This is a genomic window from Arsenicicoccus sp. oral taxon 190 (assembly GCF_001189535.1).
Taxonomy (GTDB): Bacteria; Actinomycetota; Actinomycetes; order Actinomycetales; family Dermatophilaceae; genus Arsenicicoccus.
Window position 1 is genome coordinate 2532645 of sequence record NZ_CP012070.1, and the last position, 23225, is coordinate 2555869.

General features: G+C 72.8%; 25 protein-coding genes and 1 riboswitch. Of the genes, 17 read left to right on the forward strand and 8 right to left on the reverse strand.

What is annotated here, in order from left to right:
* Nucleotides 1-24 precede the first annotated feature (24 nt).
* Nucleotides 25-1344 (reverse strand): bifunctional o-acetylhomoserine/o-acetylserine sulfhydrylase, encoded by a 1320-nt coding sequence (locus ADJ73_RS11725; protein WP_050348410.1) that lies wholly within the window; start codon nucleotides 1342-1344, stop codon nucleotides 25-27.
* A gap of 15 nt (nucleotides 1345-1359) precedes the next feature.
* A riboswitch (SAM riboswitch) is annotated at nucleotides 1360-1477 on the reverse strand.
* 174 nt (nucleotides 1478-1651) lie between these two features.
* On the opposite strand from ADJ73_RS11725, the gene ADJ73_RS11730 reads away from it, so the two are divergent.
* Both ADJ73_RS11730 and ADJ73_RS11735 read left to right on the forward strand, forming a co-directional pair.
* Nucleotides 1652-2140: a GNAT family N-acetyltransferase gene (locus ADJ73_RS11730; protein WP_050348411.1), complete on the forward strand. Its 489-nt coding sequence runs from the start codon at nucleotides 1652-1654 to the stop codon at nucleotides 2138-2140.
* A gap of 13 nt (nucleotides 2141-2153) precedes the next feature.
* Nucleotides 2154-2798 (forward strand): MarC family protein, encoded by a 645-nt coding sequence (locus tag ADJ73_RS11735; protein ID WP_050348412.1) that lies wholly within the window; start codon nucleotides 2154-2156, stop codon nucleotides 2796-2798.
* A 73-nt stretch (nucleotides 2799-2871) separates the two neighbouring features.
* Here the strand turns inward: ADJ73_RS11735 and ADJ73_RS11740 are convergent, their stop codons facing one another.
* The 4 genes from ADJ73_RS11740 to ADJ73_RS11750 all read right to left on the reverse strand — a co-directional run bounded on the left by ADJ73_RS11740 (nucleotide 2872) and on the right by ADJ73_RS11750 (nucleotide 4533).
* Nucleotides 2872-3450, reverse strand: coding sequence for a hypothetical protein (locus ADJ73_RS11740; protein WP_156188218.1), 579 nt, complete (start codon nucleotides 3448-3450; stop codon nucleotides 2872-2874).
* A gap of 79 nt (nucleotides 3451-3529) precedes the next feature.
* Nucleotides 3530-3706, reverse strand: a complete 177-nt coding sequence (locus tag ADJ73_RS17595; RefSeq protein WP_253272561.1) for a hypothetical protein — start codon at nucleotides 3704-3706, stop codon at nucleotides 3530-3532.
* 75 nt (nucleotides 3707-3781) lie between these two features.
* Nucleotides 3782-4048, reverse strand: coding sequence for a hypothetical protein (locus tag ADJ73_RS17600; protein ID WP_253272562.1), 267 nt, complete (start codon nucleotides 4046-4048; stop codon nucleotides 3782-3784).
* Complete coding sequence (locus ADJ73_RS11750) at nucleotides 4045-4533, reverse strand: nitroreductase family deazaflavin-dependent oxidoreductase (RefSeq protein WP_050348414.1); 489 nt, start codon at nucleotides 4531-4533, stop codon at nucleotides 4045-4047. The genes ADJ73_RS17600 and ADJ73_RS11750 overlap by 4 nt, the downstream gene beginning before the upstream one ends.
* A 23-nt stretch (nucleotides 4534-4556) precedes the next feature.
* On the opposite strand from ADJ73_RS11750, the gene ADJ73_RS11755 reads away from it, so the two are divergent.
* Both ADJ73_RS11755 and ADJ73_RS11760 read left to right on the forward strand, forming a co-directional pair.
* On the forward strand, nucleotides 4557-5117 hold the full coding sequence (locus tag ADJ73_RS11755) for an HIT family protein (protein WP_050348415.1): 561 nt from the start codon (nucleotides 4557-4559) through the stop codon (nucleotides 5115-5117).
* 5 nt (nucleotides 5118-5122) lie between these two features.
* A complete protein-coding gene (locus tag ADJ73_RS11760; protein WP_050348416.1) occupies nucleotides 5123-5518 on the forward strand; it encodes a hypothetical protein in 396 nt (131 codons plus the stop codon).
* Here the strand turns inward: ADJ73_RS11760 and ADJ73_RS11765 are convergent.
* From ADJ73_RS11765 to ADJ73_RS11775, 3 genes are all read right to left on the reverse strand, one after another.
* On the reverse strand, nucleotides 5496-6074 hold the full coding sequence (locus ADJ73_RS11765) for a TMEM165/GDT1 family protein (protein ID WP_050349422.1): 579 nt from the start codon (nucleotides 6072-6074) through the stop codon (nucleotides 5496-5498). The genes ADJ73_RS11760 and ADJ73_RS11765 overlap by 23 nt on opposite strands.
* 235 nt (nucleotides 6075-6309) lie before the next feature.
* On the reverse strand, nucleotides 6310-6993 hold the full coding sequence (locus ADJ73_RS11770) for a histidine phosphatase family protein (RefSeq protein ID WP_050348417.1): 684 nt from the start codon (nucleotides 6991-6993) through the stop codon (nucleotides 6310-6312).
* Nucleotides 6994-7047: 54 nt separating this feature from the next.
* The gene (locus ADJ73_RS11775; protein ID WP_050348418.1) at nucleotides 7048-9171 is read right to left on the reverse strand and encodes an elongation factor G-like protein EF-G2; all 2124 of its coding nucleotides are present in this window, start codon (nucleotides 9169-9171) and stop codon (nucleotides 7048-7050) included.
* Between the two features lie 128 nt (nucleotides 9172-9299).
* Between ADJ73_RS11775 and pgsA the strand changes: the two genes are divergently transcribed.
* The 13 genes from pgsA (at nucleotide 9300) to secD (ending at nucleotide 23220) form a co-directional block, all read left to right on the forward strand.
* Nucleotides 9300-9899: a phosphatidylinositol phosphate synthase gene (gene pgsA, locus ADJ73_RS11780; RefSeq protein WP_050348419.1), complete on the forward strand. Its 600-nt coding sequence runs from the start codon at nucleotides 9300-9302 to the stop codon at nucleotides 9897-9899.
* Between the two features lie 3 nt (nucleotides 9900-9902).
* Nucleotides 9903-10826, forward strand: a complete 924-nt coding sequence (locus ADJ73_RS11785) for a phosphatidylinositol mannoside acyltransferase (RefSeq protein WP_050348420.1) — start codon at nucleotides 9903-9905, stop codon at nucleotides 10824-10826.
* Between the two features lie 72 nt (nucleotides 10827-10898).
* Nucleotides 10899-12113 carry a glycosyltransferase family 4 protein gene (locus ADJ73_RS11790; RefSeq protein WP_082177165.1) on the forward strand — a complete coding sequence of 405 codons (1215 nt, stop codon included), beginning with the start codon at nucleotides 10899-10901 and terminating at the stop codon, nucleotides 12111-12113.
* On the forward strand, nucleotides 12110-12727 hold the full coding sequence (locus ADJ73_RS11795; protein WP_367379583.1) for a hypothetical protein: 618 nt from the start codon (nucleotides 12110-12112) through the stop codon (nucleotides 12725-12727). Before ADJ73_RS11790 ends, ADJ73_RS11795 begins: the two co-directional genes overlap by 4 nt.
* Before the next feature lie 105 nt (nucleotides 12728-12832).
* Nucleotides 12833-13747, forward strand: coding sequence for a pyridoxal 5'-phosphate synthase lyase subunit PdxS (gene pdxS / locus ADJ73_RS11800; RefSeq protein ID WP_050348421.1), 915 nt, complete (start codon nucleotides 12833-12835; stop codon nucleotides 13745-13747).
* A gap of 176 nt (nucleotides 13748-13923) precedes the next feature.
* Entirely contained in the window at nucleotides 13924-15387 is a 1464-nt protein-coding gene (locus ADJ73_RS11805; RefSeq protein ID WP_082176957.1) for an amino acid permease, read from the forward strand.
* A 789-nt stretch (nucleotides 15388-16176) separates the two neighbouring features.
* Nucleotides 16177-16788: a pyridoxal 5'-phosphate synthase glutaminase subunit PdxT gene (pdxT, locus tag ADJ73_RS11820; protein WP_050348424.1), complete on the forward strand. Its 612-nt coding sequence runs from the start codon at nucleotides 16177-16179 to the stop codon at nucleotides 16786-16788.
* A gap of 41 nt (nucleotides 16789-16829) precedes the next feature.
* Nucleotides 16830-17606 carry a YebC/PmpR family DNA-binding transcriptional regulator gene (locus ADJ73_RS11825; RefSeq protein WP_050348425.1) on the forward strand — a complete coding sequence of 259 codons (777 nt, stop codon included), beginning with the start codon at nucleotides 16830-16832 and terminating at the stop codon, nucleotides 17604-17606.
* A 709-nt stretch (nucleotides 17607-18315) separates the two neighbouring features.
* Complete coding sequence (gene ruvC / locus ADJ73_RS11830) at nucleotides 18316-18978, forward strand: crossover junction endodeoxyribonuclease RuvC (protein WP_050348426.1); 663 nt, start codon at nucleotides 18316-18318, stop codon at nucleotides 18976-18978.
* Between the two features lie 25 nt (nucleotides 18979-19003).
* Complete coding sequence (ruvA, locus tag ADJ73_RS11835) at nucleotides 19004-19600, forward strand: Holliday junction branch migration protein RuvA (RefSeq protein WP_050348427.1); 597 nt, start codon at nucleotides 19004-19006, stop codon at nucleotides 19598-19600.
* 3 nt (nucleotides 19601-19603) lie between these two features.
* Nucleotides 19604-20719, forward strand: a complete 1116-nt coding sequence (gene ruvB / locus ADJ73_RS11840) for a Holliday junction branch migration DNA helicase RuvB (RefSeq protein WP_441293932.1) — start codon at nucleotides 19604-19606, stop codon at nucleotides 20717-20719.
* Between the two features lie 162 nt (nucleotides 20720-20881).
* On the forward strand, nucleotides 20882-21232 hold the full coding sequence (locus ADJ73_RS11845; protein WP_050348428.1) for a preprotein translocase subunit YajC: 351 nt from the start codon (nucleotides 20882-20884) through the stop codon (nucleotides 21230-21232).
* Nucleotides 21232-23220 (forward strand): protein translocase subunit SecD, encoded by a 1989-nt coding sequence (gene secD, locus ADJ73_RS11850; RefSeq protein WP_050348429.1) that lies wholly within the window; start codon nucleotides 21232-21234, stop codon nucleotides 23218-23220. The genes ADJ73_RS11845 and secD overlap by 1 nt, the downstream gene beginning before the upstream one ends.
* Nucleotides 23221-23225 lie beyond the last annotated feature (5 nt).

Consider the following 23225-nt stretch of genomic DNA (forward strand, 5'->3'; position numbering starts at 1 on the left):
CGACGACGGCGGCCCCGGGATGGGCTACCCCGCAGCAGCCGCGAAACCCTTGTCCAGGTCGGCGAGGATGTCGTCGATGTTCTCCAGCCCCACCGACAGCCGGATCAGACCCGGGGTGACGCCGGCGCCGAGCCGGTCCTCGTCCGAGCCCTGCGAGTGCGTGGTCGAGGCGGGGTGGATGACCAGCGACCGGACGTCGCCGATGTTGGCGACGTGGGAGTGCAGCTCCAGACCGTCCACGAAGGCCCGGCCCGCGGCCACGCCGCCGGTGATGTCGAAGGAGAACACCGACCCGGACCCCGCGGGGCAGTAGCGGTCGGCGCGCTCCTTGTCGGGGCTGCCGTCGAGGGAGGCGTAGTACACCCGCTCGACCTGGGGGTGGCCCTGCAGGTGCTCGACGACGCGGCGGGTGTTGGCGAGGTGGCGCTCCATGCGCAGCGACAGCGTCTCCAGCCCGAGCCCGACCAGGAAGGCGTTGAACGGCGAGCACGCCGACCCCAGGTCGCGCAGCAGCTCGACGCGGGCCTTGAGGATGAAGGCGAGGTTGGCGCCGAGCGCCGACCCGACGCCGAGGTCGCGGGCGTAGACCAGCCCGTGGTAGCTCTCCGACGGCGTGTTGAGCTGCGGGAAGCGCTCCGGCTCGCGCGCGTAGTCGAAGGTCCCGGCGTCGACCAGCGCACCCACGATCGACGTGCCGTGGCCGCCGAGGAACTTCGTGGCCGAGTGGATCACCACGTCGGCGCCGTGCTCGATCGGGCGGATCAGGAAGGGCGTCGCCACGGTGTTGTCGACGAAGAGCGGCACCCCGGCGTCGTGGGCGACGCCCGCCACCCCGGCGATGTCGAGGATCTTCTGGTCGGGGTTGGAGATCGTCTCGCCGAAGAAGAGCTTGGTCTCCGGGCGGACGGCGGCCCGCCACTGCTCGAGGTCGGCCTGGTCGTCGACGAAGGTCGTCGTGATGCCCAGCTTGGGCAGCGTGTAGCGCAGCAGGTTGTAGGTGCCGCCATACAGGGCGGGGGAGGCGACCACGTGGTCGCCGGCCTGCGCCACGTTGAGGATCGCGAAGGTCGTCGCCGCCATCCCCGACCCGAGCAGCAGCGCCCCGACCCCGCCCTCGAGGGCGGCGATGCGCTCCTCGATGACGTTGTTGGTCGGGTTGCCGAGGCGGGTGTAGATCGGCCCGAGGTCGGACAGCGCGAACCGGTCCGCGGCGGTCTGCGCGTCGTCGAAGACGAAGGACGTGCTCTGGTAGATCGGCAGCGCCCGTGCGCCGGTCTCGGCGTCGGGGTTCTGCCCGGCGTGGATCTGCTTGGTCTCGAAGGCCCACGTGGACTGGTCGCTCATGGCTGGCTCCTCGCGTGATCGCGCTTGCCGCGCTCCGGTCGGCGCGCGGCCAGGTCGTCACCCGGGGCACCCCGCCGCGGTGGGAGGGTTGCCGGTCAGCCGGCCGGGGCCTGCGAGGCTGACACTCATGACCTGCGGCGACCATAGGGGCGCCCGGCCGTATGCCGTGACCCCCGTCCCGGCATACGGACCCTCGCGCGGGGGTGAGGGCAGGAGCACGTGACCTGCCTGGGCTGGTGAGCAGCGCACGGTGACGGTTTGGTCACAGGGGGACGCGCGATCCCTCGACCGATGGTTCACTGTGGCCATGAGCGCGCCCGCCCACATCCGCCGCGCCCGGCCGCACGACGCGTTCGCGGTCGCCGCCATGGCGGTGCAGATCGGCCGCGAGCGCGGCGCGAGCCCGGACCCGGAGTTCATCGACCGGTTCGCCGACTCGTGGCTGCGGGCCGAGGGGCGCCACCCCTTCTGGCTCGCCGAGGTGGAGAAGCGGCCGCTCGGCATCGCCGGGATCACGCTCGTCGAGCAGCTGCCGTCGCTGGGTGGCGCGCGGCGGGCGCGGTGGGCCCAGGTGCACACGGTCTTCGTGACCCCCACCTTCCGCCGGTGCGGCATCGGTGGTCAGCTGGCCCGCGAGGTCTTCGCCTGGGCGTCGGCGGAGGGCCTGACCCACCTGCGCGGCGACCTCACCGAGCTGGGGCCGGCCGCTGCCGGGATCGCGCGTCGGCTCGGGGCCCGACCCACGTCGGAAGGCTCGTTCGAGTCGGTGCTGAAGGTCCCCGCCACCCTCTTCTGAGATCATCGGGTCCATGGACCAGACCGTGCTCGTCAAGGCCCTGGGCGGACTTTTCGCGATCATGAACCCGTTCGTCGCGCTGCCGATGTTCCTGACCCTCACCAGCGGGTACGACGCCGCCCGGCAGCGCACGACCGCCGTCCGGGTGGCGGCCTACAGCCTCGTGATGTCCCTCGTCGTGATGGTGGCGGGGAAGGCCATCCTGGGGTTCTTCGGGGTCCAGGTGGACGACTTCCGGATCGCGGGAGGGATCGTCCTGCTGACGATCGCGCTGGGCATGCTCGGCGGGCAGGGCAGCAGCGCGCACTCGGGCACCTCCGCCGAGCAGCAGCACCAGGCCGAGCACGCCGCGACGTCCGACGTGTCCTTCTACCCGATGGCCTTCCCGATGATGGTGGGGCCGGGCACCATCACCACGCTCATCGTGCTGACCGGCGGCTCGCAGGGCACCGGCGCGTATGCCGCCGTGGCCGCCGCCCTCGTGGTGGTCGTCCTGGCGCTGCTGGTGGTCCTGTGGTTCGCCCCCGCCATCGGGCACCACATGTCGCAGACGCTGCGGGTGATCATGACGCGGCTGATGGGGATGATCCTCGCCGCGATCGCGGTCGAGATGGTGGTGGCCGGGCTGCAGCACGTCTTCCCGCAGTGGGTGCGGTGAGGGGGGCCACCGGCACCGCCGATCCTACCGGCCCCGTCGACCCTGCCAGCTCTGTCCGCCCTTTCGGCCGGGGTCAGTCGGCGAAGGGGCTCGGCTGCTCCGGGCGGGCGGGCGCCAGGTCGGCCAGCAGGGTGAGGTAGCGGCCACCCACGCTGACCCGCGACAGGTCCCGAAGCCGCCACGTCGACAGGGCGTCCCACGTCGCGTCGGGTCCCAGCTCGTGCAGCAGCAGGGTGCCCTCGGCCACCAGGGCGGGTGCCCCGACGAAGAGGTCGTCGTCGCTGTCCCGCAGCTGCAGCCCCAGCACCGGGTAGCGCGCTGCGAGCTCGACCAGCATGACGTCGGTCCGGTCGAGGTCCAGCCGTTGCGGGGTGGCCGGCGGCCAGGCGTCCTCGCGCTCGAAGGCGTGGCGCTCGACGGACGCGGGCTCGACGGCGTGCAGCCGCTCCATCCCGGCGAGGCGGACCACGGTCAGGCCGTCCGGCCAGGGCGCGGCCACCGCGAGCGCCGCCCAGCGACGCCCCACCCCGACGACGAACCCGACCACGTCGTCGCCGGTCGTCGTGGCGATCCGCAGGCAGGTGCGGTCGCTACGGGCGTCCTCGAGCCGGGCGCGGATGCGGGCCCGGCGGGTGTCGGCGTGCTTGGTCATGGCGCCCAGCATGCCAGGCGGCTGCGCGCGGCTCACTGCGTGCGGCTCACCGCGAGGGCATCGCGTGCCGGATCGCGCCTCAGCGGTCCACCCCGCGCCCGCGCAGCAGCGTCTCGCGCTCGAAGGCGTAGCCGACCATCCAGTGGGCCTCGAGGCGGTACATCACCACGTCGCCCCAGCTGAACGGCGACGACCCGTAGTGCGCCGTCCAGTGGGCATCCGCGTCGGCCAGCTCGTCCGGATCGGTGATCTCCACGGCGCGACCGTGCGCATAGACCGCCACGGCCTCCCCGTCGATGTGTGCCACCGAGACCGCGTCGCGGTGGGCGATCTAGTGTGCCTGCGCCGAGTCGCGCGCCGTCGAGAAGGTCCACGTGCCGTGCAGGAAGTGGCCGTCCACCGCGCTGATGCGTGGCTCGGACCGGGACGTGACCGTGCCGAGGGCGAGAACCTTCATCCCCGTCATCAGGGCCACGACCTGGTCGGCGCTCAGCGTCCGATGGTCGTCGATGATGCTGCGCAGGTGCGCGGTCGAGCGGGCGTGCGAGGCGTCGAGGAGCATCTGGAGGCGATCGAGCTCCTCGGGGCTCTCCTTCACGGCTGCTCGAGCAGGAAGATCGGGATCTGGCGGTCGGTCTTGGTCTGGTAGTCGGCGTAGGGCGGGAAGGCCTCGACGCACCGCGGCCACCACTCGGCGTGCTCGGCCTCGTCGGCGAGGCGCGCGACCCGCCGCGTCACGGTGGTGCCGTCCTGCAGGAGCAGGTGCGGGTGGGCCTCGAGATTCCAGTACCACTGCGGGTGCTCGGGGGCGCCACCCTTGCTGGCGACGGCGGCATAGACCCCGTCGTGCTCGACCCGCATGAGCGGCACCTCGCGCACCTTGCCGGAGGACTTGCCGAGCATCGTGAGGACCACCACGCGCATGCCCTCGATGTCGGCGGCGTCCGTGGTGCCGGCGGCGTGGATGTCGTCGAGCTGCCGGCGCACCCACTCGGACGCGTTGGGGGCGGCGGGGGCGTCGAGCGCGGCCCAGGGGTCCTCGCCCGGTCCTGTGGAGGGCGTGGGGGCTGGTGTCGTCGTCATACGGTCGAGTCTAGGATCGAGGGGTGACAGACCTCCAGGGCCCGCGCAGCATCGAGGACGCCGGCCAGCTCGCCGGTGTGGACGACGGGTTCGAGCGTCTGTGGACACCGCACCGCATGGCCTACATCCAGGCTGACCGCCCGAGCACCGATGCAGGACAGGGGTGTCCGTTCTGCGCGGCGCCCGACAAGGAGGACGCGGACGGGCTGATCGTCCACCGCGGCGAGCTGTGCTTCGTGGTCATGAACCTCTTCCCGTACAACCCCGGCCACCTGCTCGTGTGCCCCTACCGCCACGTCCCCCTCTACCTCGACCTCACCAACGCGGAGACCGAGGAGTTCACCCGGCTCACCAAGCAGGCGATCCGGGCGCTGGAGGCCGCCAGCCGCCCGATGGGCTTCAACCTCGGCATGAACCAGGGCGCCGTCGCGGGCGCGGGCGTGGCCGCCCACCTGCACCAGCACGTCGTGCCCCGCTGGGGCGGCGACATGAACTTCCTGCCCATCGTCGGTCAGACCAAGGCCCTGCCGGTGCTGCTCGAGGACACCCGGCAGCAGATCGTGGCGGCCTGGCCGGGGGAGTGAGCCGTATGCCGCCGCGCCCGCCGTCGGCCGACGAGCCCGCCGACGAGCTCGCCGACGAGCTCGCCGACGAGCTCGCCGACGAGCTCGCCGACGCGCCGGTCCCGCTGCCCCTGCTCGTCTTCGACGACGAGGACCCGCGGGCGCGCGCCGCGATGCGGGCGGTCTGGCACCTCGTGGGACGCGACCGGTTCGAGATCCGCCCGTGGCAGCAGCTGCCGCTGGCGCGCTGGGGCCTGACGCCGGAGGACTGTCGGCGACGCCTGGTCTGGGTCGCCGGCGACGGCACCGTGGTGCGGGGCCGGCGCGGTGTCGTCCCGGCGGTGCTGCACGGCGGGCACCGGTTCGTGGGGCCGGTGGCGCTGCTGGTCGACCGCGCGCTCAGAGTGCCCGGGCGCCGCTGACGATCATCACCACGCCGAAGACCGCGAAGAGCACGGCGGCCCCGATCTTGATGGCACGCTCGGGCAGCCGCCGCCCGAGGAGCGCCCCGACGCCGATGGCCAGCGCGTCGGCGGCGACCATCCCCAGCGTCGACCCGATCCAGGTGCCCAGCCAGCCCTCGCGGGTGGCGAGGGTGATGGTGGCCAGCATGGTCTTGTCGCCGAGCTCGGCGAGGAAGAAGGCCGTCCCCACCGCGACGATCGCGAGGCCGGTGCTGTTGCGGGCCTTGGCGGCCTCGGCGTCGGTGAGCTCGTCGCCGCGCAGCGTCCACGCGGCGAAGGCGAGGAACGCGACGCCGGCGAGGATCTCGATGATGGGCTGGGCCCCCGCGAAGACGTCCCCGATGGCGTAGCCGATGCCGACCGAGGCCAGGTGCACCAGGGCGGTGGCGACGGTGATGCCGAGGAGCACGTCCCGGGCGCGGTAGCGGGCGGCGAAGGTCATCGCCATGAGCTGGCTCTTGTCGCCGAGCTCGGCCACGAAGATCACGGCGGTGCTCAGCAGGAAGGCTTGCACGGTGGGGGTCCTCTCGCGGCCCGCCGAGCCGGCCTGGAGGACGGACTTCGGCCAGGCCATCCATCGATGGGGGTCTGGTCGAAAGTCTCGTCCGCCACCGTCGTGGCCTGCCGAGCCGGGCCCGAGGGCCAATGTGTCGACTCGACTGTTGGGGACTACTCCCTTTCGGCTGCCCACGATAGCGGCGCGGCCGGGTCGCCACCAAGCGGCCCGCGGGTCGCGCGGGGCCCGGGGCTCAGGCGTTGATCTGGTCGCTGTCGAGGTGCCGGACCCGGTTGACCCACAGCACCCGCCACTGCCCGTCCTCGTGCCGCAGTGCGGTCACCGAGGAGTTGGAGAGCTCGAACTTGCGGCCGGCCTCGCCGATGCCCGCCGCGGCGCCGATGAGCAGCTGCCCGAAGTGCTGGTGGGTGAGGATGCCGACCTTGGCGCGGTCGCCGTGCTGGGCCGCGATGTCGGCGAGCACGGCCGCGGCGCGGCCCTGGGCCTGGTCGTGCTCCTCCTCGAAGCCGCCGTCCCACCCGCCCGCGGACTCGACGTCGGCGGGGAGCTGCAGCCGCGGGGCCAGGTCGCGCATGTCCTGCACGCTGAGCCCGGGGTAGGGGCGACGGACGTTGGTCGCCGGGTGGGCCGCGTAGAGGCCGCCCACCTCGCCGAGGTCGGCGCGCCCGATCGGCTCGAGCCCGAGGGCGTCGGCGAGCGGGGTGGCGGTCTGCAGGCAGCGGTGCGTCAGGGCCGTGTAGAGGACGTCGACGTCCAGGTGGGAGCGGTCGCCGCGGACCGCCTCCGCCAGCCGGCGCGCCTGCTCCTGGCCGAGCTCGGCCAGCTCGGAGTCGGGGGTGCGCCCCGCGCGGCTGCCGGTCTCGGCATACAGCTTGTTGTTCTCGGACTGGCCGTGGCGGATGACGAAGAGGTCCATGGGGAGAGTCTGTCACTGCGGCCCCCGGGTCCACACCCCGGGGCCGCAGCTGCGTCAGCCGGTGATCACCTGGGCGGCCAGGTGCTGGGGGAGCGGGTCGTAGCGCAACAGCTCCCGGGTGAAGCTGCCCGTCCCGTGGGACACCGACCGCAGGTCGATGGCGTAGCGGGTCAGCTCCAGGGCCGGGACCTCCGCGTGGATCACGGTGCGCCCCTCCTCGGCGGGCTCGGTGCCGCTCACGCGGCCGCGCCGGGTCGACAGGTCGCTCATGGCGGCCCCGACGAAGTCGTCGGCCACCGTGACGTCCACGCTGTCCACGGGCTCCAGCAGGGTCACCGTGGCCGAGCTGGTGGCCTCCTTGAGGGCGAGCGCGCCCGCCGTCTGGAAGGCCATGTCGGAGGAGTCCACCGAGTGCGCCTTGCCGTCGACCAGGGTGACGCGGATGTCGACCATGGGGTAGCCGGCCAGCGTGCCCTTGGCCATCTGCGCGCGGACGCCCTTCTCCACCGACGGGATGAACTGGCGCGGCACCGCGCCACCCACCACCTTGTCGACGAACTCGAAGCCGGCGCCGCGCTCCAGGGGCTCGATCCGCAGGTGGCAGACGGCGAACTGGCCGTGCCCGCCGGACTGCTTGACGTGCCGGCCCACCACGGCGGCGGGGGCCACGAAGGTCTCCCGCAGCGCCACCCGCAGCGGCTCGGCCTCGACCGTGACCTGGTAGCGGTCCTGCAGCCGGGCGAGCAGCAGGTCCACGTGGGCCTGACCCATCGTCCACAGCACGGTCTGGTGCGTCTCGGCGTTGTGGTCCAGCCGCATCGTGACGTCCTCGGCGACCAGGCGCTGCAGGGCGCTCGCCAGCTTGTCCTCGTCGGCCTTGGAGGCGGGGTGGATGGCGACCGGCAGGAGCGGCTCGGGCAGCAGCCACGGCTCGACGACCACGGGGGCGTCCTTGGCCGAGAGGGTGTCGCCGGTCTCGGCGTGCGCGAGCTTGGCGACCTCGACCAGCTGCCCGGCGATGGCGACCTTGGCGGGGGTGTGCTCACCGCCGACGGTCGGCACCGACAACGGACCGACCCGCTCGTCGGAGTCGTGGTCGGGGTGACCCTCGACGGCCTTGCCGGCGAAGGAGGACAGGTGCCCGGACACGTGCACGACGTCGTCCGTACGCAGCGTGCCGTTGAAGACGCGGACCAGGGACACCCGCCCGACGTAGGGGTCGGTGGAGGTCTTGACGACCTCCGCCACGAGCTGGCCGTCGGGGTCGCCGGCGAGCGGCTCCACGGGCTCGCCGTCCAGGGTGGTGACCATCGGCAGCGGCCGCCGGGCGGTCGGGTCCGGGAAGGCCTCGGTGATGATCTCGAGCAGCTCGGGCACCCCGGCCCCGGTAAACGCGCTGATCGGTATGGCGGGGAAGAAGGTGGCGGCGCCGACGGCGGTCATGAGGTCGTCGCGGATCGTGTCGACCGAGATGTCCTCGCCCTCGAGGTAGCGGTCGAGCAGGGTGTCGTCCTCGGACTCGGTGATGATCGCCTCGACGAGGTCGCCGCGGGCCGCCTCGATCTCCTCGAGCTGCTCGGGGGAGGCGTCGCGGACCTGCAGGGTGTCCCCGGAGGAGTCGTAGTGGCGCCGGCTGAGCAGCGCGAGGGTCCCGGTGATGCGGCCGTCGTCGCCCTGGACGGGCAGGTAGAGCGGCTGGGCGTCCCCGAAGACCCGGCGGCACTGCGCCACGGTGTCGGCGAAGCCGCCCCGGCCCGACTCGAGCTTGGTGACGACCAGCGCCCGCGGCACCCCGACGGTCTCGCACTCGTGCCAGAGCATCGCGGTCGCGGCGTCCACGCCGTCGGCGGCGGACACCACGAAGAGCGCGGCGTCCGCGGCCCGCAGGCCCGCGCGCAGCTCACCGGCGAAGTCGGCGTAGCCCGGCGTGTCGACCACGGTGACCGCGAGGCCGGCCACGTCGATGGTCGCGACCTCGAGGCCGACCGACCTGGTGTCCCCGCCCTTGGCGGTCTCCTTGGCGCGGTAGCCCGGCACGCGGGCCGCCATCAGGTGCTCGAAGAGCGTGCTCTTGCCCGATCCGGAGGGCCCCACGAGGACGACGTTGCGGATGTCCTCGGGGCGGCGTGGGGCAGGGGAGCTGGCGGCCCCTTGACCAGAGCTGTTGTTAGCGGCCATGTCATCTCACCTAACTTCGTCGTTGGCGGATCGTTCACCCCACCGACACGGTGCGGCTGTTCCCATACTGAACTCCCGCCGTGCGGCGCCCACAAGCGGGGTGGAGCTGTGGCTAGGGTGGTGCCACCATGCTGAACCGATTCCGCTCCCTGGCCACCCGGATCTTCACCCCCGTCGCCACGGTCCTGCTGCGGCTCGGGGTGAGTCCGGACGCCGTCACGATCGTCGGCACGCTGGGGGTCGCCGCGAGCGCGTTGTGGTTCTTCCCGCGCGGGGAGTTCCTGTGGGGGACCCTGGCCATCGTGGTGTTCGTCTTCAGCGACACGATCGACGGGGTCATGGCGCGGCACAGCGGTCGGACCTCCAGCTTCGGCGCCTTCCTGGACTCCAGCCTCGACCGCATCGGCGACGCCGCGATCTTCGGGGGCCTGCTGCTCCACTACGCCTGGCGCGGTGACCGGGTGATGACCTGCGTGGCGCTCGCGGTCCTGGTGCTCGGCCTGCTCGTCTCCTACGTCCGAGCCCGCGCCGAGGGGCTCGGGATGACCGCCAACGTCGGGATCGCCGAGCGCGCCGACCGGCTCGTGCTCATCCTCGTGGCGACCTTCGTCGCCGGCCTCGGGCTCGGGGACGTCGTCGTGGCCGTCGCGCTGTGGGTGCTCGCGCTGGCGTCGGCCGTCACCGTCCTGCAGCGCATCCTGGCGGTCCGCCGTCAGGCCCTCGGCTGAGCCATGCGCGAGCGCGTCACCGACTGGCTCACGCTGCGGGTCTTCCTCGTCGCGTGGCGGTGCGTCCGGCTGCTGCCGGCGTCCGTCGCCTACGGGCTGTTCGACCGCGCAGCGGTCGCGGCATACGGGCGGGGCGGTCGCTCGGTGCAGCGGCTGCGGGCCAACTATGCCCGGGTGCGCCCGGAGCTGGGGGAGGCCGAGCTGGAGCACCTGGTGCGGGAGGGGATGCGCTCCTACCTGCGCTACTGGTGCGACGCGTTCCGGTTGCCGGACATGACCCAGGAGGTCCTCGAGACGAGCGTGCGGGTCGTCGGGGACGGGCCGGCGCGGGAGTCCCTCGGCGGGGGGCGCGGGGCCGTCGCCTTCCTTGGCCACATGGGCAACTGGGACCTCGCCGGGGCCTGGTCCACCCACCACCTGGCCCCCGTGACCACCGTCGCCGAGCGGCTGCGGCCGGAGGGGCTCTACGACGCCTTCGTGGGCTTCCGGGAGCGGCTCGGCATGACCGTCCTGCCGCTGACCGGCGCGGACCCCGCCTTCCCGCAGCTCGTGCGGGCGGTGCGTCGCGGCGGGCTGGTCCCGCTGCTCGCGGACCGCGACCTGACCGACCAGGGCGTGACCGTCACCTTCTGCGACCGCCCGGCCCGTATGGCGCCCGGCCCCGCCGCCCTCGCCGCCGCCACCGGGGCGCCGCTGCTGCCGGTGTCGGTGCACTACGAGCCGCACCACGGCCCGGGCGGCACCGGCAGCGGCCACGACATCGTCATCACCTTTCACCCCGCCGTGCCGGTGCCGACCTCGGGGCGAGCCAGGGAGCGCGCGGTCGCCATGACGCAGGGCTGCGCCATCGTGCTGGAGGCGGCGGTGCGCGAGCACACCCAGGACTGGCACATGATGCAGCGGGTCTTCGCGGAGGACCTGTCGTGAGCCGGCGGGAGCTCTCATGAGCCCGCAGGAGCTGTCGTGAGCCCGCGGGAGAAGGCCCGCGCCGGCACGCCGCTGCGCATCGGCCTGGTGTGCCCGTACTCCTTCGACGTGGCCGGCGGGGTGCAGTTCCACGTCCGCGACCTCGCGGAGTGGCTGATCCGGCAGGGGCACGAGGTGTCGGTGCTCGCGCCCGCCGACGAGGACACCCGGCTGCCGGACTACGTCGTCCCGGCCGGGCGCGCGCTGCCGGTCCGCTACAACGGGTCGGTGGCGCGGCTCAACTTCGGCCCGGTCACCGCGGCCCGGGTGGCCCGCTGGCTGGACGACGGCGGCTTCGACGTCGTGCACATCCACGAGCCCGTCACCCCGTCCATCGGCACGCTCGCGCTCTGGCAGGCCGAGTGCCCCATCGTGGCGACCTTCCACTCCTCGCAGGTGCGCTCCCGGGTGATGCAGACCGTCTACCCCGCCTACCGGCCCTCGCTGGAGAAGATCCTGGGGCGGATCGCCGTGTCCGAGGACGCTCGACGCACCGTCACCACCCACTACGGCGGCGACGCCGTGGTGATCCCCAACGGCGTCTACGTCGACCGGTTCGCCTCCGCCCCGGTGCAGCCGCAGTGGCGGGGGACGCCCGACCGGCCCACCGTGGCCTTCCTCGGGCGGCTCGGCGAGCCCCGCAAGGGGCTGCCGCTGCTGCTCGACGCGCTCCCGGCGATCACCCGTGAGGTGCCGGGCGTGCGGCTGCTGGTGGCCGGCCCGGGGGACCAGGACGCGGTGCGCGCCCGGGTCCCCGCGGGCTGCTCCGTCGACCTGCTCGGCGCCGTCTCCGACGCGGACAAGGCCTCGCTCTTCCGCTCCGCCGACCTCTACGTCGCGCCCAACACCGGCGGGGAGAGCTTCGGCATCATCCTGGTCGAGGCCATGGGCGCGGGCGCGCCGGTGCTCGCCTCGGACCTGCCCGCCTTCCGGCGGGTGCTCGACGGGGGGCGCGGCGGGGCGACCTTCGCCAACGAGTCCGCGACCGAGCTCGCCGCCGCGGCCGTCGCGCTGCTGCGGGACCCGGCCCGCCGCGCCGACCTGTCCCAGGCCGGTGCGCAGCGCGCCCGGGACTTCGACTGGTCGGTCGTGGCGGAGCAGGTGCTGGCGGTCTACGAGACGGTGCTCCTCGGGGCGCCCGAGGTCCCGGCGGGACGCGTCGTCCGGGGCCTGCAGTCCCTGGGCCGAGGACTCGGCCACGGCCTGGGGCTGGGCGCAGCCGGCCGCGGCGAGGGTGAGCGGTCGTGACGGCGGGGACGGCATACGGGCTGGTGGGGGCGCTCGCGAGCGCGCTGGGGCGGGTGCTGCACGTCCCGGACATCTCCCTGTCCTACACCCTGCCCGGGCTGGTGCTGCTGCTGCTCGCGTGGCGGCTGACCTACCAGGCCGCGCGGCTGGACCGGCTGCACGCGCGGGTCGAGGGGGCGCTCGTGGCGGTCGACGCCCAGCTGGTCCGGCGCGCGGAGGCCGCGCAGGAGCTGAGCGCGAGCGGGCTCCTGGACCCGGCCACCTCGCTCTTCCTGGCGTCGGCCGCCGCGGACGCGCTGGACGCCGAGGACGAGCACGCCGTCGGCCGCACCGAGGTGGAGACCGACCTGACCCAGGCGCTGGACCTGGCCCTGCCGCCGGAGACCGTCGACGCGCTGCGCCGGGACGGGGAGCGGGGCGGCCGGGTGCTGCTGCAACGGCTGCGGTCGGCGTGCACGCGGGTGCAGCTGGCCCGCAGGTTCCACAACGACGCCGTGGTCGACGTGCAGCGGGTGCGCCGCAAGCGCCTGGTGCGGGTCTTCCACCTGGCCGGACGGGCGGCGCTGCCTCAGACGATCGAGTTCGACGACCGGCTGCCGTCGGCCCTGGAGTGACGCCCAAGGGGCAGGAACCCGGCAGGGCCGATGTGGGGGCAGCCGCCGGCTGGGCCTAGCATGAGCGCGTTCCCCACCCCGCCGACGACAGGCAGCCCCGCACCGATGAGCAGCAGCGACCCCATCACCTCGTCCACCCCCGCCACCGGCACCTCGCGCGTCAAGCGCGGCATGGCCGAGATGCTCAAGGGCGGCGTGATCATGGACGTCGTCACCCCCGAGCAGGCGAAGATCGCCGAGGACGCCGGCGCCGTCGCCGTCATGGCCCTCGAGCGCGTCCCCGCGGACATCCGCGCCCAGGGTGGCGTGTCGCGCATGAGCGACCCCGACATGATCGACGGCATCATCGCCGCCGTCTCCATCCCCGTCATGGCCAAGGCCCGCATCGGCCACTTCGTCGAGGCGCAGGTCCTGCAGTCCCTCGGCGTGGACTACATCGACGAGTCCGAGGTGCTGACGCCGGCGGACTACAGCAACCACATCGACAAGTGGGCCTTCACCGTCCCCTTTGTGTGCGGTGCCACCAACCTCGGCGAGGCGCTGCGCCGCATCACCGAGGGCGCGGCGATGATCCGCTCCAAGGGCGAGGCCGGCACCGGCGACGTCTCCAACGCCACCACGCACATGCGCAAGATCCGCGGCGAGATCCGCCGGCTGCAGTCGATGGCCCCCGACGAGCTCTACGTCGCCGCCAAGGAACTCCAGGCGCCGTACGACCTCGTCAAGGAGGTCGCCGAGACGGGCAAGCTGCCGGTGGTGCTCTTCACCGCGGGTGGCATCGCCACGCCCGCCGACGCCGCCATGATGATGCAGCTCGGCGCCGAGGGCGTCTTCGTCGGGTCCGGCATCTTCAAGTCCGGCAACCCGGCCCAGCGCGCCGAGGCCATCGTCAAGGCGACGACCTTCCACGACGACCCCGACACCATCGCCAAGGTCTCCCGCGGCCTGGGTGAGGCCATGGTCGGCATCAATGTCGACGAGATCCCGCAGCCGCACCGGCTGGCCGAGCGCGGCTGGTAAGCCGCCTCGTAGCTCCCCCTCCCCCCTCCCCGCTCCCCGCGATCGTGGACGGTTCGTGGCGCCCTGCGGCACGAACCGTCCACGATCTGTGAGGGGAACCCGACCCCGCCGGCCGGGCCGACGACCCCGCCCGCTAGCGTGCCGAGGGCACCCCACGACCAAGGAGCCTTCCGACGATGACGTCATCCGAGCAGAGCCAGACGCAGGTCGCGACCGAGCCGGAGCCGGGTGGCTTCAGCCTCAGCGACAGCGGCGACGAGGGATACCACCAGAGCCTGACCAACCGGCAGGTCCAGATGATCGCCATCGGCGGCGCCATCGGGGTGGGCCTCTTCATGGGCGCCGGCGGCCGGCTCGCCAAGGCGGGCCCCTCCCTGGTCCTCGCGTATGCCGGGTGCGGGGTCATCGCCTACCTGCTGATGCGGGCCCTCGGGGAGCTCGTGATGCACCGCACGTCGAGCGGGTCCTTCGTGTCCTACTCCCGCGAGTTCTTCGGCAACAAGTGGGCGTTCGTGGCCGGCTGGATGTACATGGTCAACTGGATGACCTCCGGGATCGCCGAGATCACCGCCATCGCGCAGTACGTCAACAAGTGGCTGCCCGACCTGCCGCAGTGGATCCCCGCCCTGGTCGCGCTGGCCGTGGTGCTGTCGATCAACCTCATCAGCGTCAAGGCGTTCGGCGAGTTCGAGTTCTGGGCGTCGATGGTCAAGGTGGTCGCGCTGATCACCTTCATCGTCGTCGGGATCGGCCTGGTCGCGACCCGCACCGGCATCGCCGGCCACGAGGCCGGCCTCGGCAACCTGGTCCACGGACCCGGCGGCTTCTTCCCGGCCGGGGTGCTGCCGCTGGTCATGGTCATGCAGGGCGTGATCTTCGCCTACGCCACCATCGAGCTCGTCGGCACCGCCTCCGGCGAGACCGAGAACGCCCGCGAGGTCATCCCCAAGGCGATCCGCGCCGTCATCTTCCGGATCGCGTTCTTCTACGTCGGCTCCGTGCTGCTGCTCGGCTGCCTGCTGCCCTACACGATGTACCACGCCGGGGAGAGCCCCTTCGTGACGGTGTTCTCCAACCTCGGCCAGCCGTGGATCGGCGACGCCATGAACGTCGTCGTGCTCACCGCCGCCCTGTCCTCGTGCAACTCCGGGCTGTACTCCACCGGTCGCGTGCTGCGCTCCCTCGCCGCGGAGGGGGAGGCGCCCGCCTTCACCGGGCGCATGAACAAGCACCACGTGCCGTATGGCGGCATCCTGCTCACCGCCTCCGTCTACGGCCTCGGGGTGTTCCTCAACTACGTCGTCCCGGCGCGGGCCTTCGAGCTCGCCCTCAACATGGCGGCGATCGGGGTCATGTGGACCTGGGGGACGATCTTCGCCTGCCAGATCGCGCTGCGCCGCCGCATCGACCGCGGCGAGCTGCCCGCGACCACCTTCCCGATGCCCGGGGCGCCGGTCACCTCGTGGCTCGGCCTGGCCGCGCTGTGCTTCATCCTCGTCACCATGGCCTTCGACCCCGACGGGCAGCTCATCCTCGCGTGCACGCCGGTCGTGGTGGCCGCGCTCGTGGCCGGCTGGTTCGCGGTGCGCAGGAAGGCGCTGCGCTCGCACGCGCTGCACGCCGAACGCACCGGTCGCTGAGGCGTCGGGCGCGCGGCGCGTCCGGTCACGCGCCGGCGTCCGGTCACGCGCCTGCGTCCGGCAGCGCCCCGCGCAGCAGGGCCGCGGGGTCGCGCATCGAGGTCGTGTTCCCCCACCCGTAGTGGCGGCTGGGCCCAGAATGGGCGGGTAGCAGGTGCCGCGACGAGTCTCACCGGAGGTCATAGGTCATGTCGGTTGATCAAGAGGCGTTTCGCCAACACATACTGAGGGCGGTAGACACCGCCTACGAGCAGCGTTCGCGCATCTTCACTGTCCTCAGTGAAACCTCGTCCTTGGCAGACCTCGAGTCTGTGCTGAGGAATGACTTGGGCCTGGACGACGTCCAGGCCCAAGTCGTCATCGACCTGCAGCTGCGGTCGTTCGCGCGCTCCTGACCCCGTTACCGGCTCTGGGAGGGAGTGCTCGACGCGGGGGGTGCCGGTATGTCCTGCAGGCTGCGGCAACGAGAGCGACCGTGACGAGGAGTACTAGGTGTGGACGGTGCCCCCGACCGACTTGGAGAGAACAAGGCCGGACGAGTTGTAGAAGGTGACGTCTCCGGAGGTCCTGGTCTGCACGTAGGCCCAGACCACATATCCCGACGAGCAGGTCTGTGACCCGGGCATGCTGGTGACGTTTGCCGCCGCAGCCGAGACGCCGCTTCCCACCACTAGGGCTGCGGATGCCACCGCAGCCGGGTCGAGAAGCAGAGTGGGGCGCAGGTCGAGGTGGCGGGTGGGGGAGACGGGCGGTTCGGCGGCATACGGCCTGAGCACTAGGGTGTCGCGGGTGACCAGGCCCACCCGCATCGGAGTCCTCGCCGTCCAGGGCGACGTGCGCGAGCACGCGCACGCCCTCGAGTGCCTACGGGTGCAGGCGATCCCGGTGCGCCGACCCGAGGAGCTCGCCGAGCTCGACGGGCTGGTCATCCCTGGTGGCGAGTCCACGGTGATGGACAAGCTGGTGCGCGCCTTCGACCTGCAGCAGCCGCTGCGGGACCGGATCGCCGCGGGCATGCCGGTCTACGGCTCGTGCGCGGGCATGATCATGCTCGCCGACCAGGTGGTCGACGCGACGCGCGACCAGCAGACCCTCGGCGGGATGGACATGCTGGTGCGTCGCAACGCGTTCGGGCGGCAGGTGGACTCCTTCGAGGCGGACCTGCAGGTCGAGGGCATGCGCGAGTCGGGGACGCCGTTCAGGGCGATCTTCATCCGGGCGCCCTGGGTGGAGCAGGTGGGCGAGCAGGTCGAGGTGCTGGCGACGGTGCCGCAGGGCCCGGCCGCCGGCAAGGTCGTGATGGCTCGACAGGGAGCGCTGCTGGTCACGAGCTTCCACCCGGAGATGACCGGGGACCTGCGGGTGCACGAGTTCTTCGTCGACATGGTGCGCCACGCGTAGACTGGCTCAGTTGCCAGGCAGGACATCACGAGGAGAGATGCATGAGCGGCCACTCCAAATGGGCCACCACCAAGCACAAGAAGGCTGCCATCGACGCCAAGCGCGGCAAGCTCTTCGCCAAGCTGATCAAGAACATCGAGGTCGCCTGCAAGTCCGGTGGGGCCGACCCGGCCGGCAACCCGACGCTGTACGACGCGGTCCAGAAGGCCAAGAAGAACTCCGTCCCCAACGACAACATCGACCGGGCGCTCAAGCGCGGGTCGGGCGCTGAGTCGGGCGGGGCCGACTGGCAGACGATCATGTACGAGGGCTACGCCCCCAACGGCGTCGCGGTCCTGATCGAGTGCCTCACCGACAACCGCAACCGGGCGGCCACCGAGGTGCGCGTGGCGCTGACCCGCAACGGTGGCAACCTCGCCGACCCCGGCTCCGTCGCCTACAACTTCTCCCGCAAGGGCGTCGTCGTCGTCCCGAAGAAGCAGAAGGACGGCGAGACCACCGAGGACGACCTGCTCGAGATCGTGCTGGACGCCGGCGCCGAAGAGGTCAACGACGAGGGCGACACCTTCCAGATCATCTCGGAGGCGACCGACTTCGTAGCGGTCCGCAAGGCGGTCGAGGAGGCCGGGCTGGAGTACGAGTCGGCGGAGGCGTCGTTCGTGCCCAACCTGAAGGTCGACCTGGACGCCGACGGCGCGACCAAGATGATGAAGGTCGTCGACGCGCTCGAGGACAGCGACGACGTGCAGAACGTCTGGACCAACGGCGACATCAGCGACGAGGTGGCGGCCGAGCTCGGTCTGGACGACGAGGACTGACGACGGCGCGAGGACACGAGCGAGGCCATCAGCGCGGAGGAAGTCCGACCAGAGGGTTCGAGGACTGACGACGGCGCGAGCGGCTGCTGAGGGCGACGCGAGCGGGGCCGGGGATCCGGCCCCGCTCGCGTGTCTCTGGGTGGTGGTGGTCTGGGGTTGTGTCCCCGGTCTTGCCGTGCAGTGCCGGTCTCGGGTTGCAGCTGGAGACCGGGGATGGCCAGGTAGACGGGGGACGGGCGCCGAGACGGGCGACGCAGGGGCTGGGTCGGGGATCCGGCCCCGCTCGCGTGTCTCTGGGTGGTGGTGGTCTGGGGTTGTGTCCCCGGTCTTGCCGTGCAGTGCCGGTCTGGGGCTGCAGCTCGAGACCGGGGATGGCCAGGTAGACCGGGGATGGCCAGGCAGACCGTGGATGGGCGTGGAGACGGGGGACGGCGGGGCAGACGGGGGATGGGCGCGCAGAGGGGGGACGGCGGGGCAGACGGGGGATGGGCGCGCAGACGGGGGACGGCGGGGCAGACGGGGGATGGGCGCGCAGACGGGGGGACGGCGGGGCAGACGGGGACGGGGTGGGTTGGGGTCGGCGAACGTGTGTTCGGAGCCTCGGTGTGTCAGCGTCCCCGGGCGCCGGCCGCCTGGGACACTGTCAGCGCGCACTGGCGGTGCGCGTCACGGCTACTGACACGCAACACTTCCGGCGAGAGGGGACGGCATGCGGGTGCTCGGCGTCGACCCCGGCCTGACCCGGTGCGGCATCGGGGTGGTCGAGGGCGTCCCCGGCCGGCCGCTGCGGATGATCGCCGTCGGCGTGATCCGGACCCCGAGCGGCGACCCGATCCACCAGCGGCTGCTCACGATCCAGACCGAGCTGGAGGACTGGCTGCACCACCACGACCCGGACGCCATCGCCGTGGAGCGGATGTTCGCCCGCGGCGACGTGTCGACCATCATGGGGACGGCCCAGGCCAGCGCGGTGCCGATGCTGGCCGCCGCGCGCCGCGGGATCCCGCTCGCCCTGCACACGCCCAGCGAGGTCAAGGCCGCCGTCACGGGCAACGGCCGGGCCGACAAGGCGCAGGTCACCGCCATGGTCATGCGGGTGCTGAGCCTGCAGGAGCGCCCCACCCCGGCGGATGCCGCCGACGCCCTCGCTCTCGCCATCTGTCACGTATGGCGAGGAGGCGCCGCCGCTCGCCTCGCCGGCGCCGTGGACGACAACCGGGTCGCCGATGCCCTCGACGCGGCGCGACGGCAGCAGCGGGCCACCCCCAACCGGTGGGAGCAGGCCGTCGCCGAGCACCGCGCCGGTGGCGGCAACCAGGCGGTGGCGGCGGCCCGGCGCCAGGCGGTGCGCCGCGGCAGCGGCATACGATGAAACAGACTGGACCACAGGAGGACTCATGATCGCGTCGGTCGCCGGCACGGTGCTCTCGGTGCACCTGGACTCCGTCGTCGTCGAGGTCGGCGGGGTGGGGATGCTCGTGCACACGACCCCGGCCACGGCCGCGTCGCTGCGCACCGGGCAGCAGGCGCGGCTGTCGACGAGCCTGGTGGTGCGGGAGGACTCGCTGACGCTCTACGGCTTCGGCGACGACGACGAGCGGGCGCTCTTCGAGCAGGTGCAGACGGTGAGCGGGGTGGGCCCCAAGGTGGCCCTGGCGATCCTGTCGGTGCACGCGCCCGACGTGGCGCGCGCGGCCATCTCCGGGGGCGACATCGTCGCGCTCACCAAGGTGCCGGGCATCGGCAAGAAGGGCGCCGAGCGTCTCGTGCTCGAGCTGCGCGACAAGGTTGGCGCGCTCCCGGGGGCGGCGCCTGCCGCGACGACCGGGACCGCCACCGCCGGCGCGCAGCCGCAGGTCGTCGAGGCGCTGGTCGGCCTCGGGTGGTCAGCCAAGCAGGCGGAGGATGCCGTCGGGCGCGTCCTCAAGACCGGTGAGGCGCCGGGGACGACGAGCGAGATGCTGCGCGCCGCGCTGCGCGAGCTGGGGCGCTGAGCCGTGGCGGAGATCTGGGATCCCGGCGACGAGCAGGCGTATGGCGACGGCAGCTATGACGCGACGGCGCGGGTCGTCGACGCCCGGGGCAGCGACGACGAGCAGCGGGTGGAGGCGGCCCTGCGGCCCCGGCGGCTGGCCGAGTTCCCGGGGCAGCCGCGGGTCCGCGACCAGCTGTCGCTGGTGCTCGAGGCGGCCCGACGCCGCGACGCCGTGCCCGACCACATCCTGCTGTCGGGCCCGCCCGGGCTCGGCAAGACGACGCTCGCCATGATCGTCGCGGCCGAGCTGGAACGGCCGATCCGGGTGACCAGCGGGCCCGCGATCCAGCACGCCGGTGACCTCGCCGCGATCCTGTCGAGCCTCGCCGAGGGGGAGGTGCTCTTCCTCGACGAGATCCACCGGATGGCGCGGCCGGCGGAGGAGATGCTCTACCTGGCCATGGAGGACTTCCGGGTCGACGTGATCGTCGGCAAGGGGCCGGGGGCGACGGCGATCCCGCTCGAGCTGCCACCCTTCACCGTGGTGGGGGCGACCACCCGCGCCGGGCTGCTGCCGGCGCCGCTGCGTGACCGGTTCGGCTTCACGGGGCACCTGGACTTCTACTCGGCCGCGGACCTCGCGGCGATCCTCGGGCGCTCGGCCCGGCTGCTCGGCGTCGAGGCGGAGCAGGAGGGGATCGCCGAGATCGCCGGGCGCTCCCGCGGCACCCCCCGCATCGCCAACCGGCTGCTGCGCCGCGTGCGGGACTGGTCGCAGGTGCACGGTCGCGGCGTGGTGGACCTGGAGGCGGCGCGCGCCGCGCTGGCGCTCTTCGACGTCGACCCGCGGGGCCTGGACCGGCTGGACCGCGGGGTCCTCGAGCTGTTGTGCACCCGCTTCGGCGGGGGGCCGGTCGGTCTGTCGACGCTGGCCGTCGCCGTGGGGGAGGAGCCCGACACCGTCGAGACCGTCGCCGAGCCCTACCTGGTGCGGGAGGGCTTCATGGTGCGCACCCCGCGGGGCCGCGCCGCGACCGCCCTCGCGTGGGAGCACCTCGGGCTGACCGCCCCCGTCGACGCACCCGGAGCCGGGGCGCCGCAGCTGCCCCTGGAGGGCGGCGAGGGCCGCTTCACCTGAGCCGGGGCGCCCCGGCCCGGCGGGCGTGGTGATTGGGCCCGGACAGGGGCGACCCGTACACTGCCGAAAAGAATTACCCGCGCCGCCCGTTGTGTCGTCATCGTCACGCTCCGTCGATGAGGCTGTGGGTCACGCCCGCCATCCCGATCGAGAGACGTCACCATGATCAGTGCCAGCATGCTTGCCGCGGAGGCCAACCAGGGTGGGGCGGCGTCATACGTGCTGTTCCTGCTGCCGCTGCTGGTCCTGCTCTGGCTCTTCCTGACCAACCGGCGCCGTCAGCGCGAGCAGGGCAACCGCGTGTCCGCCCTCGCGCCGGGGCAGCGGGTCATCACCACCGCCGGGCTCGTCGGCACCCTGGTGTCCCGCGAGGGCGGGCTGGTGCGCATCGAGGCCGCCCCCGGCGTCGTCCTGACCTTCGACGAGCGCGCGCTGATGGGCGAGGCGCCGTCGACCACGCACCCCGCCGGCGGGGACGCCGGCCCGACCGCACCGTCCAAGGAAACCGACTGATGGCCCGCAACCCCCGCACGAGAGGAGCGCGCCGGACCCTCACCTGGTTCTTCGTGCTCCTGCTCGGCCTCTACGCGCTGCTCGCCGGCGTCGCCACCTGGGGCACCGCCCAGTGGACCCCCAAGCTCGGCCTCGACCTCGCCGGCGGCACGCAGGTCGTGCTCGCGCCGCAGGTCCAGGGCGGCAAGCAGCTCGACGAGTCGACCATGAGCCAGGCCGTCGACATCATGCAGAAGCGCGTCGACGGCTCCGGCGTCGCCGAGGCCGAGGTCTCCACCCAGGGCGGGCGCAACATCGTCGTCTCCCTGCCCAAGGGCACCCCGCAGGAGACCGTGGACTCGCTGAAGAAGTCCTCGATGATGCGGTTCCGCGCGGTGCTGGCCGAGGCGCCCGGCTCGACCCAGCCCGCCCCCGGCGCCACCGGCACCCCCACCCCGGGCGCGACCGGCACGACGACGCCCACGGCGCCCGCGACCCCCAAGGCCTCGGCAGCGCCGAGCGGTCCGGCCTCGGCCAAGGCCTCCAGCCCGGCCTCGGTGCCGGCGCCGGGCACGGCCACGTCCAGCGCCGCCCCCGCGGTGCTGCCGCCCGCGGCGGCGCAGGCCGCGCCCCGGGCCACCGTGTCCCCGACGCCCACCGCGACCGCGCCGGCTCCTGCCGCCACGACGCCCGCGCCGGCGGCCACTCCTGCGCCCGCAGCCACGACGCCTGCGGCACCCGGCGCGACGCCGGCCACGACCCCCGCGGCCCCCGGCGCGACGCCCGCCCCGGGTGGCAAGCCCGCCAACGCCAGCGACCCCGCGTGGATCACCCCGGCGATCCAGCAGGAGTTCACCCAGCTCAACTGCACGGACCCCAACCTCGACCTGAAGATCAACGACGACCCGCAGAAGCCGCTCGTCACCTGCTCGACGGACCGCCGCGCGAAGTACGTCCTCGGGCCGGCCGAGCTGGAGGGCGGCAACATTGCCGATGCGACGTCGGGGCTGCAGCCCAACCAGGCCGGCGGCACCGGCACGGAGTACGGCATCAACCTGACGCTGGACTCCGACGGCGCCAAGAAGTTCGCCGAGCTGTCCAAGCGGCTGCTCAACCTGCCGGAGCCGCGCAACCAGTTCGCGTCGGTGCTCGACGGCGAGGTCATCGTGGCCCCGCGGATCACGGTGCCGATCTACGACGGCAAGTCGTCGATCACCGGGTCCTTCACGCAGACCAGCTCCGAGGCGCTGGCGCAGCAGCTGAAGTTCGGCGCGCTGCCGATGTCCTTCCGCGTGGAGACGCAGGACACGGTGAGCCCCACCCTCGGCGCGGACCAGCTGCAGAAGGGCCTGGTCGCCGGCCTCATCGGCTTCCTGCTCGTCATCATCTACGCGCTGTTCCAGTACCGCGCCCTCGGCCTGGTCACGGTCGCGTCGCTGCTCATGGCGGCCGCAGCGACGTATGTCGCCATCACCCTGCTCGGGTGGTCCCAGAACTTCCGGCTCTCGATGGCCGGCGTGACCGGGCTCATCCTGTCCATCGGCATGACCGCGGACTCGTTCATCGTCTACTTCGAGCGCGTCCGCGACGAGATCCGTGAGGGCCGGTCGGTCCCGGCGGCCGTCGAGGCCGGCTGGCAGCGGGCCAAGGGCACCGTCATCATCTCCGACGCGGTCAACCTGATCGCCGCCGTCGTCCTCTACCTGCTGGCCTCCAGCAACGTCCGGGGCTTCGCCTACACCCTCGGGCTGACCACGATCATCGACGTGGTGATCGTCTTCTTCTTCACGCACCCCATGCTGGCGCTGCTGTCCCGCACCAGGTTCTTCGGGCAGGGGCACAAGATGTCCGGCTTCGACGCGGAGGCGCTGGGCGCCAAGCCGGCCCGCTACATCGGGCGCGGCCGGTTCCGCAACCCCGACGCCGAGCTCGAGCAGCTCGACGCCGAGCGCGAGGCCGCCAGGACCCGCGAGGGCAGCTACACCAAGGAAGGCGGGGCCGTGCTGTGAGCAAG

What these genes read in the sequence shown, in the direction of transcription:
- ADJ73_RS11725 (WP_050348410.1), bottom strand. Translation starts at nt 1,344, where the DNA reads ATGAGCGACCAGTCCACGTGGGCCTTCGAGACCAAGCAGATCCACGCC.
- ADJ73_RS11730 (WP_050348411.1), top strand. Translation starts at nt 1,652, where the DNA reads ATGAGCGCGCCCGCCCACATCCGCCGCGCCCGGCCGCACGACGCGTTC.
- ADJ73_RS11735 (WP_050348412.1), top strand. Translation starts at nt 2,154, where the DNA reads ATGGACCAGACCGTGCTCGTCAAGGCCCTGGGCGGACTTTTCGCGATC.
- ADJ73_RS11740 (WP_156188218.1), bottom strand. Translation starts at nt 3,450, where the DNA reads ATGACCAAGCACGCCGACACCCGCCGGGCCCGCATCCGCGCCCGGCTC.
- ADJ73_RS11750 (WP_050348414.1), bottom strand. Translation starts at nt 4,533, where the DNA reads ATGACGACGACACCAGCCCCCACGCCCTCCACAGGACCGGGCGAGGAC.
- ADJ73_RS11760 (WP_050348416.1), top strand. Translation starts at nt 5,123, where the DNA reads ATGCCGCCGCGCCCGCCGTCGGCCGACGAGCCCGCCGACGAGCTCGCC.
- ADJ73_RS11770 (WP_050348417.1), bottom strand. Translation starts at nt 6,993, where the DNA reads ATGGACCTCTTCGTCATCCGCCACGGCCAGTCCGAGAACAACAAGCTG.
- ADJ73_RS11775 (WP_050348418.1), bottom strand. Translation starts at nt 9,171, where the DNA reads ATGGCCGCTAACAACAGCTCTGGTCAAGGGGCCGCCAGCTCCCCTGCC.
- pgsA (WP_050348419.1), top strand. Translation starts at nt 9,300, where the DNA reads ATGCTGAACCGATTCCGCTCCCTGGCCACCCGGATCTTCACCCCCGTC.
- ADJ73_RS11785 (WP_050348420.1), top strand. Translation starts at nt 9,903, where the DNA reads ATGCGCGAGCGCGTCACCGACTGGCTCACGCTGCGGGTCTTCCTCGTC.
- pdxS (WP_050348421.1), top strand. Translation starts at nt 12,833, where the DNA reads ATGAGCAGCAGCGACCCCATCACCTCGTCCACCCCCGCCACCGGCACC.
- ADJ73_RS11805 (WP_082176957.1), top strand. Translation starts at nt 13,924, where the DNA reads ATGACGTCATCCGAGCAGAGCCAGACGCAGGTCGCGACCGAGCCGGAG.
- ADJ73_RS11825 (WP_050348425.1), top strand. Translation starts at nt 16,830, where the DNA reads ATGAGCGGCCACTCCAAATGGGCCACCACCAAGCACAAGAAGGCTGCC.
- ruvC (WP_050348426.1), top strand. Translation starts at nt 18,316, where the DNA reads ATGCGGGTGCTCGGCGTCGACCCCGGCCTGACCCGGTGCGGCATCGGG.
- ruvA (WP_050348427.1), top strand. Translation starts at nt 19,004, where the DNA reads ATGATCGCGTCGGTCGCCGGCACGGTGCTCTCGGTGCACCTGGACTCC.
- ADJ73_RS11845 (WP_050348428.1), top strand. Translation starts at nt 20,882, where the DNA reads ATGATCAGTGCCAGCATGCTTGCCGCGGAGGCCAACCAGGGTGGGGCG.
- secD (WP_050348429.1), top strand. Translation starts at nt 21,232, where the DNA reads ATGGCCCGCAACCCCCGCACGAGAGGAGCGCGCCGGACCCTCACCTGG.